Annotated in this window: 13 protein-coding genes; 3 read left to right on the top strand and 10 right to left on the bottom strand. The window is 61.0% G+C overall.

All coding sequences use genetic code 11. The features are described 5' to 3' along the window. Nucleotides 1-340: 340 nt before the first annotated feature. The 4 genes from PVT67_RS11465 to PVT67_RS11480 form a co-directional block, all read right to left on the bottom strand. A complete protein-coding gene (locus tag PVT67_RS11465) occupies nt 341-3529 on the bottom strand; it encodes an efflux RND transporter permease subunit (RefSeq protein WP_301493752.1) in 3189 nt (1062 codons plus the stop codon). Further along, on the bottom strand, nt 3526-4713 hold the full coding sequence (locus PVT67_RS11470; RefSeq protein WP_301493753.1) for an efflux RND transporter periplasmic adaptor subunit: 1188 nt from the start codon (nt 4711-4713) through the stop codon (nt 3526-3528). Before PVT67_RS11470 ends, PVT67_RS11465 begins: the two co-directional genes overlap by 4 nt. Nucleotides 4714-4924: 211 nt before the next feature. Beyond that, nucleotides 4925-6037, bottom strand: coding sequence for a beta-ketoacyl-ACP synthase III (locus tag PVT67_RS11475; protein WP_301493754.1), 1113 nt, complete (start codon nt 6035-6037; stop codon nt 4925-4927). Next, a complete protein-coding gene (locus PVT67_RS11480; RefSeq protein WP_301493755.1) occupies nt 6034-7143 on the bottom strand; it encodes an RDD family protein in 1110 nt (369 codons plus the stop codon). The genes PVT67_RS11475 and PVT67_RS11480 overlap by 4 nt, the downstream gene beginning before the upstream one ends. A 90-nt stretch (nt 7144-7233) precedes the next feature. Between PVT67_RS11480 and cysK the strand changes: the two genes are divergently transcribed. Then, a complete protein-coding gene (cysK, locus tag PVT67_RS11485; protein WP_301493756.1) occupies nt 7234-8202 on the top strand; it encodes a cysteine synthase A in 969 nt (322 codons plus the stop codon). 113 nt (nt 8203-8315) lie between these two features. On the opposite strand, the gene PVT67_RS11490 is transcribed toward cysK, so the two are convergent. The 4 genes from PVT67_RS11490 to queE all read right to left on the bottom strand — a co-directional run bounded on the left by PVT67_RS11490 (nt 8316) and on the right by queE (nt 11617). Next, nucleotides 8316-8813, bottom strand: a complete 498-nt coding sequence (locus PVT67_RS11490; protein WP_301493757.1) for a hypothetical protein — start codon at nt 8811-8813, stop codon at nt 8316-8318. A 265-nt stretch (nt 8814-9078) separates the two neighbouring features. Further along, nucleotides 9079-9612 carry a GNAT family N-acetyltransferase gene (locus tag PVT67_RS11495; protein WP_301493758.1) on the bottom strand — a complete coding sequence of 178 codons (534 nt, stop codon included), beginning with the start codon at nt 9610-9612 and terminating at the stop codon, nt 9079-9081. A gap of 360 nt (nt 9613-9972) precedes the next feature. Continuing rightward, nucleotides 9973-10920, bottom strand: a complete 948-nt coding sequence (gene corA, locus PVT67_RS11500; RefSeq protein ID WP_301493759.1) for a magnesium/cobalt transporter CorA — start codon at nt 10918-10920, stop codon at nt 9973-9975. Nucleotides 10921-10954: 34 nt separating this feature from the next. Further along, nucleotides 10955-11617, bottom strand: coding sequence for a 7-carboxy-7-deazaguanine synthase QueE (gene queE / locus PVT67_RS11505; protein ID WP_301493760.1), 663 nt, complete (start codon nt 11615-11617; stop codon nt 10955-10957). A gap of 71 nt (nt 11618-11688) precedes the next feature. On the opposite strand from queE, the gene queC reads away from it, so the two are divergent. Beyond that, nucleotides 11689-12357, top strand: a complete 669-nt coding sequence (gene queC / locus PVT67_RS11510; RefSeq protein WP_301493761.1) for a 7-cyano-7-deazaguanine synthase QueC — start codon at nt 11689-11691, stop codon at nt 12355-12357. Next, on the top strand, nt 12354-12716 hold the full coding sequence (queD, locus tag PVT67_RS11515) for a 6-carboxytetrahydropterin synthase QueD (RefSeq protein WP_301493762.1): 363 nt from the start codon (nt 12354-12356) through the stop codon (nt 12714-12716). The genes queC and queD overlap by 4 nt, the downstream gene beginning before the upstream one ends. Nucleotides 12717-12755: 39 nt before the next feature. Here the strand turns inward: queD and PVT67_RS11520 are convergent, their stop codons facing one another. Together PVT67_RS11520 and PVT67_RS11525 are read right to left on the bottom strand one after the other, a co-directional pair. After that, nucleotides 12756-13106, bottom strand: coding sequence for a DUF1304 domain-containing protein (locus PVT67_RS11520; protein WP_301493763.1), 351 nt, complete (start codon nt 13104-13106; stop codon nt 12756-12758). Between the two features lie 19 nt (nt 13107-13125). Further along, the gene (locus PVT67_RS11525; protein WP_301493764.1) at nt 13126-14103 is read right to left on the bottom strand and encodes a D-2-hydroxyacid dehydrogenase family protein; all 978 of its coding nucleotides are present in this window, start codon (nt 14101-14103) and stop codon (nt 13126-13128) included. Between the last annotated feature and the right edge of the window lie 61 nt (nt 14104-14164).

Below are 14164 nucleotides of genomic sequence, written 5' to 3' on the forward strand. Positions count from 1 at the left end.
AAAGTTGCTTTAGATGCCGGGACTCGCCCCGGCGGGCGACCTACTTTCTTGATGGCCAAGAAAGTAGGCAAAGAAGGCCACCCCAGCGTTCCGCTTCTCCTTCGCCTCTGGTCGCTCGGAGGCCACCGGTTCATACGCGCTCCCGGCACGTATTCACCTGCCTCGACATCCCTGTCTCGGCTGGCCTTTCGCTCCCGGCGCCTCAGCGCTGCACTTAAAGGGGCCCCAGGGCCACATCTCAAACTCCGCTATAACGACCAGCGGTGCTGCTTCGTTCTAGTACAGCCTCACAAACAAAAAGCCCCGCTGACGCGGGGCTTTTTCATAGAGGACAGCACCCTTACTGGCTAGAGGCCTCAGCCTCGGAGGCCATAGAGGCCCCCTGCGCCGCCTGAGCAGGAGCAGAAGACCGACCACTGCGGAAGGTCCAATGGACATAACGCCTGAAGGCCCACTTGGCATCGTCCAGCATCAGGTACAAGGCCGGCACCAGCACCAGGGTGATGACGGTGGCGAAGAGGATACCGAAGGCCAGGGACACGGCCATGGGGATGATGATCTGCGCCTGCAGGCTGGTCTCGAAGACGATGGGGACCAGGCCGAGGAAGGTGGTCAGGGAGGTCAGCAGTATGGGGCGGAAGCGTTTGACCCCTGAGTCCACGACGGCGGTGCGGATCGGCACCCCTTCCTCACGGGCCTGGTTGACGAAGTCCACCATCACCAGGGAGTCGTTCACCACCACCCCGGACAGGGCGATGATGCCGAACATGGACAACATGGACACGCTGAGCCCCAGCATCCAGTGGCCGAGGATGGCGCCGATGATGCCGAAGGGGATCACCGACATGATGATCAGCGGCTGCAGGTAGGAGTTGAGCGGTATGGCCAACAGCGCATAGATGACGAAGAGCGCCGCCAGGGCCCCCAGCAGCATTTGGCTGTTGTTTTCCGCCTCGTCCTTGGCCTCGCCGGCCATCTTGAAGCTGATGCCGGGGTACTTGGCCTGGAGCTTGGGCAGGGCGTTCTTGGTGATCTCGCCTATGACCTTGCCTGGCTCCACCTTGTTCTTGTCGGCATCGGCGCTGACGGTGACGGCCCGCACCCCGTCGACCCGGGTGATGCGGGAATAGCCCTCACCCAGCTGGACGTCGGCCACAGATGAGAAAGGTACTTCGTCACCACTGGCGGTGCGGATGCGCATGTTCTCCAAATGGGCCAGGGATCGGCGCTCGGCCAGGGGATAGCGCACCATCACCTTCACTTCTTCATCGTCACGCTGGATGCGCTGCACCTCGGCGCCGTAGAAACCTTCGCGCACCTGGCGGGCCAGGTCGGCCAGGGTGATGCCCAGGGCCTCGGCGGCCGGCTTGACCTTGAGCTGCACTTCCAGGTTGCCGGACGACATGCTGTCTTCGATGTCGAAGACCCCTTCATAGCCGGCCATGATGCCCTTGAGCTCGTCGGTGGCCGCCTTCAGCTCTTCCAGGTTCTTGCCCCTGATGGTGAAGGCGATGGCCCCGCCGCCGCCGCCGTTGATGGAGGCGTTGAGCTTGAGGGTCTTGACTCCAGGCAACTGCCCCACTTCCTTACGCCACATGTCGGCCAGTTTGAAAGTGTTGATGCTGCGGTTCTCGGAACTGGTCAGCTCCACCACGAAGCGGCCCGTGGTGGTGGACTGGTTCCAGACGTTGACGTGCCTGACGACGCGGCTGCCGGTCTGGGCCTTGATCTTGTCGTCCACCCGCCACAGGGCCTCCTGGATCTTCTCCAGGGTGGCGTTGGTCTGGGTAGATGAAGTACCGCTGACCATCTCCAGGTTGCCGTTGACAAAGTCGGACGGGATATTAGGCATTTGGACGATACGAACTATGCCGCCGGCCACCATGCCGGCCACCAGCAGCATCATGCCCAGGAAAGCCGCGACCGTAACGTAGCGGTAATGCAGGCACCATTGCAGGGCCGGCTTGTACATCTTGAGTACGAAATGGTCGAAGCCGCGGTTGAAGCTGGCCTTGGCCCTGACGAAGACGTTGTTGGACGGCTTGTTGTCGATGCGTACGTGCTTGAGGTGGGCCGGCAGTATCAGCTTCGACTCGATAAGCGAGAAGATGAGGCTGAGGATCACCACTATGCCGATGGCCTTGAACACGGCCCCCATGAAGCCCGATACCAGCAGCATGGGCAGGAAGGCGGCGATGGTGGTCAGCACCCCGAAGGTGGCGGGCATGGCCACCTTCTTGGCGCCGCGGATGACGCTCTCGACGCCGGCGCCCCGCTCCTCTATCTCGGTGTGGACGCTCTCGCCGATGACGATGGCATCGTCCACCACTATCCCCAGCACCAGTATGAAGCCGAAGAGGCTCATCAGGTTGATGGTGATGCCGATGAAGGGCATGTGCATGAACAGCAATGTGCCCAGGAAGCAGACCGGGATCCCCATCATCACCCAGAAGGCCAGGCGCACCTGCAGGAAGAGGCTCAGCACCAGCAGCACCAGTATGCCGCCCATCAGCATGTTGCTGAACATCATGTCCAGGCGGTCGTTGAGGAACTTGGAGCTGTCACCCCAGCAGGCCAGCTTGACGCCGGCCGGCAGGTGTTTCTGCTTCTCGTTGACGTAGCTCTTGACGGCCTTGGCCATCTCCAGGGCGTCCTGCTCACCGACGGCGACAACGCCGATGGAGAGGCCAGGCTTGCCGTCGAAGCGGGCATAGTTGTCTTCCTCGACGAAGCCGTCCACCACCTTGGCCACGTCCCCCACCAGCACCCGGGTACCGTCGGGGCGGGTCAGCAGGGTCAACTTGTCGAACTGGTAACCGCGGTAGGCCTTGCCCTTGGCGCGCAGCATGATGTCGCCGGTGCTGGACTTGATGGCACCGCCCGGCATATCGATGGAACTCTGGCGCACCTTGGAGGCCACTTCGTCCAAGGTCAGGCCGTACTTGCGCAGCTGGTCTTCGGAGACCTCGATGCCCACCTCGTAGTTGCGGGCACCGTTGACGTCGGCGCGGGTGATACCAGGCAACGCCTTGAGGTCGTCGGCTATGGACTTGGCGTATTCCTTGAAACCGCGCTCACTCAAGTCCCCATAGACCTGCACCCAGATCACCTCCCGCTCGGGGCGGATCTCGTAGATCACCGGCTTCTCGGCCTCGGCCGGCATGGAGGGGATGGCGTCGACCCGGATCTTGATCTCGTTCAGCACCTGGGTGGTGTCGTAGCCCTGCTGCACCTCCACCTGGATGGAGGCGTTGCCCTCGCCGGCATTGGACCTGATCTCCTTGATGCCCTCGATGTTCTTGATGGACTCTTCCACCTTGAGGATGATGCCCTCCTCCACCTCCTGGGGCGCGGCACCGGGATAAGGCACATTGATGGCGATATAGGGCAGGTTCAGCTGCGGGAAGACTTCCTTGCGGATCCCGAAACCCGCCACCAGGCCGCCGACAATGATGATGAACATCAAGAGGTTGGCGGCGACGGTGTTATGGGTGAACCAGGCGATGACGCCTTTTTGCTTTTCCATCATTTATCGCTCACCGCCAGTTGGGGTTGGGCCTCTGTCTTGGGCTGGTCATCGGCCAGGGCCACCAGGGTGCCGTCCACCACGTTGGTCAGGGCGGTCAGTGAGACCTTGGCGCCGGCCTCCAGGCCACTGGCGATGTAGGCGAACTTGTCGTCGTTGCGATCCACCTGCACCTGGATGCGGTGGATATGGTTGTCCTTGTCAACGGTGACCACTTCGTCACCGCGCACCGCGTCCTTGGGCAGCACTATCAGGGGGCGCTGGGTGCTGGAGCGCAGCTGCGCCTCCACGAAGGTACCGAACTTGAGCCACTGGCCCCTGCCTTGGTGGCGCAGGTAGGGGTCACGCACTTCGGCGATGATGAAGCTCATCCGGGACTTGTCGTCCAACACCCCTGAGCTTTGCACCAGGGTGGCGGGCCAGCTGTAGCTGTGGCCGTTGACGCTGTGGCTCAAGGTGATGCTGACGGTGGAGCCGTCGTTGTCGTTGAGGCCCAGCCAGTTCAGCTCCTGGTCGGACACCGGCAGCCGCACTTCGGCGATGGCGGTATCGTCTATGATCCCCAGTTGGCTGCTGGGGCCCACGTACTGGCCCAGGTTGACCAGGCGGGAACGGACCAGGCCGTCATAGGGGGCACGGATCTCGGTGCGGGCCAGGTTGCGCTTGGCCTCTTCGACGCGGGCCTTCTGGGCCTCGACGGCGGCCTTGGCGCTGGCCAGCTGCGGTTTGCGCAGGGCTATGTCGGTGACCTTGTCAGGGGAGACATGGCGCCATTCCTTGGCGGCCACTACCCCTTGGGCCTTCTCCTGCTCGTATGCAGCCTGGGCCTGGGCCAGTTCGGCCTCGGCCATGCTCAGGGCGGTCTGGTAATCGGCGGGGTCGATCTGCGCCAGCAACTCGCCCTTTTGCACCATGGAGCCGGAGCGGAAGCTGCCGGAGACCGAGACGATGCGGCCGCCCACCTGGGCCGCCAGGGTGGTCTGGGTCTTGGGTTGTATGGTGCCCTGGGAATGGACCTGGTAGTTGACCTCTTGCGCCTTGGCCTGCACCACCGAAACCATCAGCGGCGGCTTGGCCTCCTCGGCCTTCTGGGGCGGCTTCTTCATGGACTTCAAGGCAAAGAATCCCCCGACGGCAACCACCAATACGGCGAGGGGGATCAGGCAACCAACGGCAACTTTCTTCATTCGGACGCTTCCCTGTTTTTCTAGTCTGGTGCTGTACGCTGCGGCCTTTATAGCCCAAGGCAAAGGCGGCTTATACAGGCCCCATATTTTAATGTTTTGCAAAATGTGTACGAGACTGTATCACGGAAGAATACGCAGCTAAGGCCCGGCCAGCCTGGATTTGTTCCATAAAAAAGGGCCCTGCGGGCCCTTTTTCTGCCGTTACCGGCGCTTAACCTTTCTGAACCGTGATGCAACCGGCCGAATAGCCGGCGCCGAAGGAGCAGATCACCCCGACGCTGCCGCTCGGCAGATCGCCGCGATGTTTGTGGAAGGCGATGATGGAGCCGGCACTGGAGGTGTTGGCGTATTCGTCCAGGATCACCGGCGCCTCTGCAGGCTCGGGGTCCCGGCCCAGCACCTTGCGGGCAATGAACTGGTTCATGTTGATATTGGCCTGGTGCAACCAGAGGCGGTCGGGGCTCAGCGCCTGGCGGGCCAGTTCGCTGCTGATCAGCTCGCTGACCATGGGCACCACTTCCTTGAACACCTTGCGCCCTTCCTGCACGAACAGCTTGTCCAGGTCGAACTGGGTCAGGGGCGCCGTGCGGTTGAGGAAGCCGAAGTTGTTGCGGATGTTGTTGGAGAACTGGGTGATCAGTTTCTCGCCGCGGATATGCCACTGCTCGGGCGCAGTGGCGTCCTCGGCCCGCTCCAGCACCAGGGCCGTACAGGCATCGCCGAAGATGAAATGGCTGTCGCGGTCGCGGAAGTTGAGGTGGCCGGAGCAGATCTCGGGATTGACCACCAGGGCCAGCTTGGCGTTGCCGGCCTTGAGCAGGCCGGCGGCCGTGGCGATACCGAAGGTGGCGGAGGAGCAGGCCACGTTCATGTCGAAGGCCAGGCCCTTGGCACCGAGAAAGTGCTGCAGTTCCACGGCCATGGCCGGATAAGGGCGCTGCATGTTGGAGGCGGCGCAGATCACCAAGTCCACCTCTTCAGGCTCGCGGCCGGCGGCCTTGAGGGCCTCGTCGGCGGCGTGCATGGCCATCTCCACCATCACCGAGGGCTGGTCGTTGCTGCGCTCTGGGATGAGCGGCATCATCACCTCGGGGTCGAGGATGCCGTCTTTGCTGACCACATGGCGGCTCTTGATGCCGGAGGCCTTGAGGATGAACTCGCTGCTGGAATGGGCCAGGGGCTCGAGCTGCCCCGCCTCTATGGCGGCGACGTTCTCCTCGTTGAAGTTGTCCACATACTGGTTGAAGGCCTTGACCAGTTCTTCGTTGCTGATGGCATTGGGAGGGGTATAAAGCCCTGTGCCGCTGATGACGATGTCGCTCACGCCTTGTCCTCTTGCTGTTGTATGGCGTCGCCGGAATGGCCGTCAGTATAACAAACCACTGGTCCGTCCTGAACGACTACCGTCTCCCCTATCTTGTCCTGGATGCATTGGCGGTTGCTGTCCCAGTACACCTGCAGGAAGCCCAGCATGCCGGTGGCAAGGCCGGCGCCGTAACCACCGTAGCGGCCGAAGGCGCCCCAGAGGGTCAAAGGCTCGCCGTTGAGCCTGACCACCCGCAGCTTGAACAGCTTCTTGCCTGGAGTCTGGCCCCGCCACAAGGCCGTGAAGAGGCTGAAATAAAGAGCTGCCCAGCTCAGGCCCAGGCCCAGATCCTTGGCGACGCCCTTGATCCACCCCAGCAGCGAAAAGGACTTGTCCGCCTTCTTGGCCTTGGGCGGATCGGCCTTGCAGCTCGCCAGCTTGGCCTCCACATCGGCAAGCTTGGCCTGGCAGGCCGGCAGGTCCAGTTCGGCCTGGGGCTGGGATGGCGTGCCCAGCAGCTGCTGGCGGTAGCCGGCCTTGTCTTCAGCGCTCAGGAAATCCATGTCCTCGAACAGCTCCTTGGCCAGATCGGCCTTGGCGTCCGGTTGGTCGGCGAACTTCTCGTCCATCACCTGCTTCAGGGGCGGCATCAGATCATCGACACAGGACTTGTCCTTACAGGCGGCCAGGCCCAGGCTGGTGGCCCCCAGCTGCAGCACTTCCAGGGCCGAGTGGGACTGGCTCTTTTCCTTGTGGGACTTGGACGGCAGTGAATCCCTGACCATGGAGCCCAGCACCACGACCACCACGAAGATGGTCAGGGCCGCCAGGGCCCGCAGCCAGCGCCTGGCCCAGGCGTGGACCACCTGGTCGCGGCGCCTGGCCAACATCCAGGTGGCGATGGCCGCCGCCAAGGCCACGGCCACGTCGGGGACATAGGTCAAAAGGGAAATGAGCCAGAGGTCCAGCAGTATCGCCAAGCCCCGGCGCCAGGGCTTGCCCAGGGGGCGGCCCAGCAGGCTTTCGTCTACCTTGAAAGCGAAAGGCGTGACTATGGTCCTGGTCTCCCGGCCCTCGCGCCAGGCCTCCAGGGCCGATTGGTGTTCAGGATCGTGCTTTATCATCTTTTTATATCCTTATAACCAGAAAATCCTTAACAGCCAGCAGCCCGCTCGCTACCTTGTGTCAATCATACCCAAAGGCGAATACCCGTTATGAGCCAGATATTTAAAGACAATTCCCTGACCATCGGCAATACCCCCCTGGTCAAACTCAACCGCGTCACCGGTGGCGAAGTCTACGCCAAGGTCGAAGCCCGCAACCCCAGCTTCTCCGTCAAATGCCGTATCGGCGCCTCCATGATCTGGGACGCCGAGGAAAAAGGCCTGCTGGGCCCCGGCAAGGAGCTTATCGAGCCCACCTCCGGCAACACCGGCATCGCCCTGGCCTTCGTGGCCGCCGCCCGCGGCATCCCCATCACCCTGACCATGCCCGAGTCCATGAGCCTGGAGCGCCGCAAGCTGCTGGGCGCCCTGGGTGCCAAGCTGGTGCTGACCGAGGCCGCCAAGGGCATGAAGGGCGCCATCGACAAGGCCACCGAGATCCGCGACGGCGCCCCGGACAAGTACGTGCTGCTGCAGCAGTTCGAAAACCCGGCCAACCCCGCCATCCACGAGCAGACCACGGGACCCGAGATCTGGGACGCCACCGGCGGCGACATCGACGTCTTCGTGGCCGGGGTCGGCACCGGCGGCACCATCACAGGGGTCTCCCGCTACTTCAAGAACACCAAGGGCAAGCAGGTGCTGTCCGTGGCCGTGGAACCCACCGACTCCCCCGTCATCAGCCAGAAGCTGGCCGGGGAAGAACTCAAGCCAGGCCCCCACAAGATCCAGGGCATCGGCGCCGGCTTCATTCCCGGTAACCTGGACTTGAGCCTTGTCGACCGCGTCGAGCAGGTCAGCAACGAAGACGCCATGGCCATGGCCCACCGCCTGATGAAGGAAGAAGGGATCCTCGCCGGCATCTCCTCCGGCGCCGCCGTGGTGGCCGCCAAGCGCCTGGCCGAAAGTCCCGACTTCGCCGGCAAGAGGATAGTGGTGATACTGCCCTCCTCCGCCGAGCGCTACCTGAGCTCCCCGCTCTTCGCCGACTACTTCGACGAGCAAGGGATCAGCATCTAAGACGCTGATGAGCTTAAAAAAGGCCCTGCAGGGCCTTTTTTATTTGTCCAGGTGAACTCCATCTATCTACTCTAGAAGCCAATCCTTTTCCCACTGAATGGCATATCTAATGCCTACTGCGAACCGCAGTGATTAAGAAACCCACATTTTTCTTTTGAAAGCCATGCAATGGCAACATTTGGTGGAGAAAAAAGTATCACCCCGTACTTGTAACTATAAATAAGATGCCCTTTATAATCGAATTTATTTGCCTTCTTTGCATCGATATCCACAGAATAGGCTTCTCCAAAAGAGATACCAAAAGCCTTGAAGCTCTCCAGCTTTTTAACCTTCACGGAATAACTTCCGTCCCTTAATGAATAGCTTTTCTTTCCGAGAAAATCATAAGGAACATCCACAAAAAAACCTCCTGCATAAAAACAGAGATTTTCAGGCGAACAATCAGAGAATGAAGATATGGTATCTACATCTCCAGCCATTACCGACGTCTTCTTGTCTCCATCGATAGAGAGCCAATCTCCGTAAATGTTCGAGTACAAAACCCCTGCCGAGAAAGCCGGAATACTGTACAGCGCGAATATAACCCCAAAAAATACTACTCGACTAATCACTTAAGATCCTCCTTTTAACCAATGATGTGGATAAAGCACTGTCAGAACCAGACTTCATTGGCAATCCATCTTTCGCTTAAGAAGCGTTACTAAGCAACCACAGCCTCGTTACCTTCGTGGCCATTCCAACATCTCTCTTGTAAACAGAGCAGGTTAGGTTTAAAGGCTGTTATGTACATAGCTAAGTCGGTCGTCCGGATAAATGACTTGAGTTAAACAGGGTTCTGGATAATTAAAAAGAAAAAACTTCACACGAAAGCCCGAGCTAGCCTTCCGGGGGATATTCCCTGGCCAGAAGGCCATAGAGCCAGTCATCGTGCCAGCAGCCGCCAAGCCAAAAGTGCTCGCGCAGCTCCCCTTCCCGCTTGAAGCCGCATTTCTCCAGCAGCCTGCTCGAGGCCAGGTTGCCGGCTGTGACCTGGGCGCAGAGCTTGTGGTAGCCCTGGGCTACGGCGAAAGCCAGCACGGCGCGGGTGGACTCCAGGGCATAACCCTGGCCCTGGCCGGCGGTCAGGAACAAGAAGCCCAGCTCGGCCTGGCGGTTGGGCCAGTCGCTGCGAAAGCCGTTGATGCCGAAGGGCTGCCTGGAGGCCTTGTCCCGCACCACCAGGCTCAGCCATTGATCCTGCTCCTTGTCCCAGGGCTGGCAGGCGGCCTCGAAGCGGGCGGCGATGTCGGCGGGGCTACGTGGGTCCGAGACGAAGCGCATCAGCTCCGAGTCTTGCTGGACGGCAAAGAAGAAGTCCCGGTCGGCCGGGGTGATGGGGGTCAACAGCAGGCGTGGCGTCTCGAGCAGCATGGCATCTAAAAAATAAGGCTTTTCAGCACCATGCCTTAAAATACCAAACCCGGCAACTGCCGGGTTTGGGCTAGAGACTCTATCTTTCTTGGTTTATTTCAAAGCGAGTATGACACTCAATGCAGTCGTAGGTATGAGTGTGCTCTGCGACCGTCCCATCACGCCTGACATAAGCCCTAGAACGCATCTCTCCTCTAGGCACATTCCTCAAGTTACCTTTGCATATAGGACAGAACTGAATATCCGGCTGAGGCCCTGACACATTCGCCATAACAGACTCCTTTCCATGTTCTACAGAGACTTAAACTGCCTTAAAACAAAAGGCCCGGCAATAGCCGGGCCTTTGGCGAGGTTGAGGCCTTAGAGCCAGCCTTTGCGCTTGAAGAAGAAATAGGTGCCGGCGGCGGAGGCGAACATCAGGCCTATGGCCAACGGATAGCCGAAGCGCCAGTGCAGCTCGGGCATCAGGTCGAAGTTCATGCCGTAGGCGGAGGCGATCACCGTCGGCGGCAGGAAGACCACGGCCGCTACCGAGAAGATCTTGATGATCTTGTTCTGCTTGAGGCTGGTAAAACCCATGGCCGCGTCCAGCAGGAAGTTGATCTTGTCGAACAGGAACTGGGTATGGGGCAGCAGGGACTCGATATCCGCCAGCATATCCTTGATTTCCTTCCTGTTCTCTTCCGACATCCGGCCGCGCTGGCTGCGGGTCATGAAGCGCAGGGAGCGCTGGGTATCCAGCAGCGAGAGGCGGATCTTGCCGTTGGTGTCTTCCTGCAGGGTGATGTTCTTGAGGATCTCGTCCAGCTCTTCCGCTTCGAAGACTTCCTGGCCTGTGGACTCCAGCACGGTGTAGACGTCTTCGAGGAGGTCAGAGAGGTATTCCACCTTGAGGATCAGCATCTCCACCAGCAGGGTGGCGGGATCGGTGGCGTCGATCTTGCCCTGGCGCAGGTAGGCGCGGAACAGTCGCATCAGGCCCAGATCTTCCTCGCGCAAGGTGATCAGCAGGTTGTCACGCAAGGTGAAGGAGACGTTGACGCCCCGCAGTTCCTTGCCCAGGCGATGGGGGAACAGCGAGGTGATGTGCAGGCCGTCCTTGTCGGAATAGAAGCGGGCCGAGGCCTCGATCTCGTTGATGTCGTCCTCTTCCGGCACTTCTTCCTGGAAGTAAGTGGACATCCACTGGCGCTCTTCGTCCGTGGGCTTGAAAACGTCAAGCCAGATGGTGTTGGCGGGCAGCCTGTCCTCGGTGGAGAGTTCTTGTACGTCCAGCAACTGGCCGTTGCGCACGTAGGCATTGATCATAGGCGCTCCCTGGCTTGGTAATTCTTTCGATGGCTTATTCTATGCCAAGGTACTTATGTAACTGAACCGACAAGCGCCAATTCCTTTCAATACAGGTCTTTATACAGAGCTGTGTGGCCCTTTTCCCCTGGCTGACCGGTTGCAGGTAGACCGGCTTGTCGCCACAGCGGGCCAGCAGGGCATCCAGCTCTTCGATGTCCCTTTCGCGGGCCACCGGGTGCTTGATGTCGTCGGCACGGTTAAGCGCCGAATCCAGTACCTCGAAGCCCCCTTTCATAGCCACCTTGGGTGACAGGGTAATGACGGTATCCAAGGGCGCCTTGATCTCGAAGGTGCCTGAGGTTTCCACCTGGGTCTGGTAGCCGGCCTGGTGCAGGGTCTCGCAGAGGGGGTTGAGGTCGAACAGGCAGGGCTCGCCGCCCGTGATCACCACCAGCCGCGCCTTGAAGCCCCTGTCCTCGAAGGTCTTGAGGATGGTCTGGGGCTCGGCCCAGGCCCAGCAGCTGGAGGCCGCCGTCTTGACGAGGATGTCCCCCAGGGGGCGCTGGTCCTCTTCCTTCTGCTCCCAGGTGTGCTTGGTGTCGCACCAGCTGCAGCCCACCGGGCACCCCTGGAGGCGCACAAAAATGGCCGGAACGCCGCTGAAACGCCCTTCCCCTTGCAGGGTTTCGAAGATTTCGTTGACCGGATAGCGCATCTTTTGTGCCTTTAGGTTGAGAGGGGGCGGATGCTACCATAAAATGCTTGCCCCAACCGAGGCGAGGCGTCATGAGCAAAGTCGTAGTCATCTATTCCGGCGGCATGGATTCGTTCACATTGCTGCACAAAGCCATCAAGGACGGCCATGAAGTCCATGCCCTGTCCTTCAATTATGGCCAGCGCCACGTCCGTGAGCTGGTGGTGGCAAGGCAGGTGACAGAAGAGCTTGGCATTGCCCACGAGGTGGTGGACATCAGCGCCATCCAGGGCCTCATCGCCAATTCCGCCCTGACCTCGGACATGGACATGCCAGAAGGCCACTACGCCGAAGCCAACATGAAGCAGACGGTAGTGCCCAACCGCAACATGATCTTGCTGTCCCTGGCCATCGGCAAGGCGGTCAGCATAGGTGCCGACAAGGTCTACTACGGCGCCCACGGCGGCGACCACGCCATCTATCCCGACTGCCGCCCCGAGTTCGTCAAGGCCATGAACGCCGTGTCCATGGTCGCCAACTACGAGCCGGTGGGCATCGAGAGCCCTTACCTGATGGCCACCAAGGGCGAGATCCTGACCGACGGCCTCAAGATGGGGCTCGACTACAGCAAGAGCTGGACCTGTTACCAAGGCGGCGAGCAGGCCTGTGGCCGCTGCGGCGCCTGCCAGGAGAGGCTGGAAGCCTTCCGCGAAAATGGCCTGGAAGATCCCCTGCCTTACCTGACCCGCGAGATCCTATGAAAAGCACGTTGTTCAAAGAGTTTTCCTTCGACTCCGCCCACCGCCTGCCCCACGTACCGGCTGGCCACAAGTGCGGCAACCTGCACGGCCACACCTTCGGGGTGCGCATCGAGGTGACGGGTGAGGTGGATCCCCATACCGGCTGGGTGATGGACTTCGCCGAGATAAAAGCCGTGGTCAAGCCGCTGATCGACCAGCTGGACCACTGCTACCTCAACGACATCGAAGGCCTGGACAACCCCACCTCGGAAGTGCTGGCCAAGTGGATCTGGGACAAGGTCAAGCCGCGCCTGCCACTGCTGTCCTCGGTCTGGGTCAAGGAAACCTGCACTTCCGGCTGCCTCTACCAGGGCGAATAAAACCGGAAGCCAGAGAAAAGGCCGCAGCAGCGGCCTTTTTTATTGGGTCAGTATCAGGGCCATGCCGATGGCGGCCGGCAGCCCCTGGATAAAGAAGATCTTGCGGCTCACCGTCATGGCGCCGAAGATCCCCGCCACCAGCACGCAGCCCAGGAAGAAGAGCTGAACATCGGTATCGCCGCGAAAGCCCCCCCAGAGGAGGCCGGCGGCCAAAAAGCCGTTGTAGAGCCCCTGGTTGGCGGCCATCACCTTGGTAGCCGCCGCCTTCTCCGGGGTCAGGCCGAAGGCCTTCATGCCCATTGGCTTGTCCCAGAGGAACATCTCCAGCACCAGGAAATAGAGGTGTTCCAGGGCCACCAGGGCCACGACCACGCAGGCGACATGTATCATCTTTTGTCCTTGTCTGTTGTCAGGCGTCGGCCAAGGCCAGCACCTGGGGGTTGGCGATATTGGCAGGGTGGCCCTCCTTGAAGGCCAGCAGGTTCTCGAAGGCCACCTTGAAGTAGAGCTGGTAGCTGCTTTGCTCCACATAGCCAAGGTGCGGGCTGCACAGCACATTGGGCAGGGCCAGCAAGGGTTCGGCCTCCGCCAGGGGCTCTGTCTCGAAGACGTCCAGGGCCGCAAAGCCGGGCCGGCCGGCCTCGAGGGCCGCCAGCAAGGCACCGGGGGCTATGAGCTCGGCGCGGCTGGTGTTGACCAGCAGGGCGTCCGGCTTCATCAGCGCCAGATCCGCCGCCGTCACCAGGCCGCGGGTGGCATCCACCAGCCTAAGGTGCAGGCTGAGCACGTCACTTTCGCGAAAGAAGGCTTCCCGGCCTTCGGCCAGCTCGAAGCCGTCGGCCAAGGCCTGGGCCCGGCTTTCCTCGCCGCCCCAGACCAGCACCCTCATGCCGAAGGCACGGCCGTAATGGGCCACCCTCTTGCCAATCTTGCCGTAGCTCCAGATGCCCAGGGTCAGGCCGTCCAGGGTGCGGCCTAGGCTGGGGGCCTGCTGCCAGTGCCCTGCCTTGAGGGCCTCGGCATAGGGCAACAACTGGCGGCTGGCCGCCATGATCAGGGTCCAGCAAAGTTCGGCCGGCGCCACGGGCGAGCCCACGCCCTCGGCCACGGCCACGCCGTGGCGGCTGCAGGCGCCAAGAGCCAGGTGGTTGCTTATCTTGCCGGTCTGGCTGATGAGGCGCAGCCTCGGCAGCTGCGCCAGGAGGGCGTCGTCGATGCTGGTGCGCTCGCGAATGAGCACCAGGGCGTCCATGTCCTTAAGGCGCTTGACCAGTTCGTCCCTGGGCGGGCTGTCGTTGAAGACGCTGACGTCGAAACCTTGGAGCTGCGAAAAACAGGGCAGCCGGCGCACGGCGTCCTGGTAGTCATCGAGAATGGCGACTTTCATCTGGCCCTCCTGGCAGAAATCGCCATCCATTTAGGCACAAAAGGCAGTCCTTTCCCAAGGA

The sequence above is a fragment of the Gallaecimonas kandeliae genome (genome assembly GCF_030450055.1).
Lineage (GTDB): Bacteria > Pseudomonadota > Gammaproteobacteria > Enterobacterales > Gallaecimonadaceae > Gallaecimonas > Gallaecimonas kandeliae.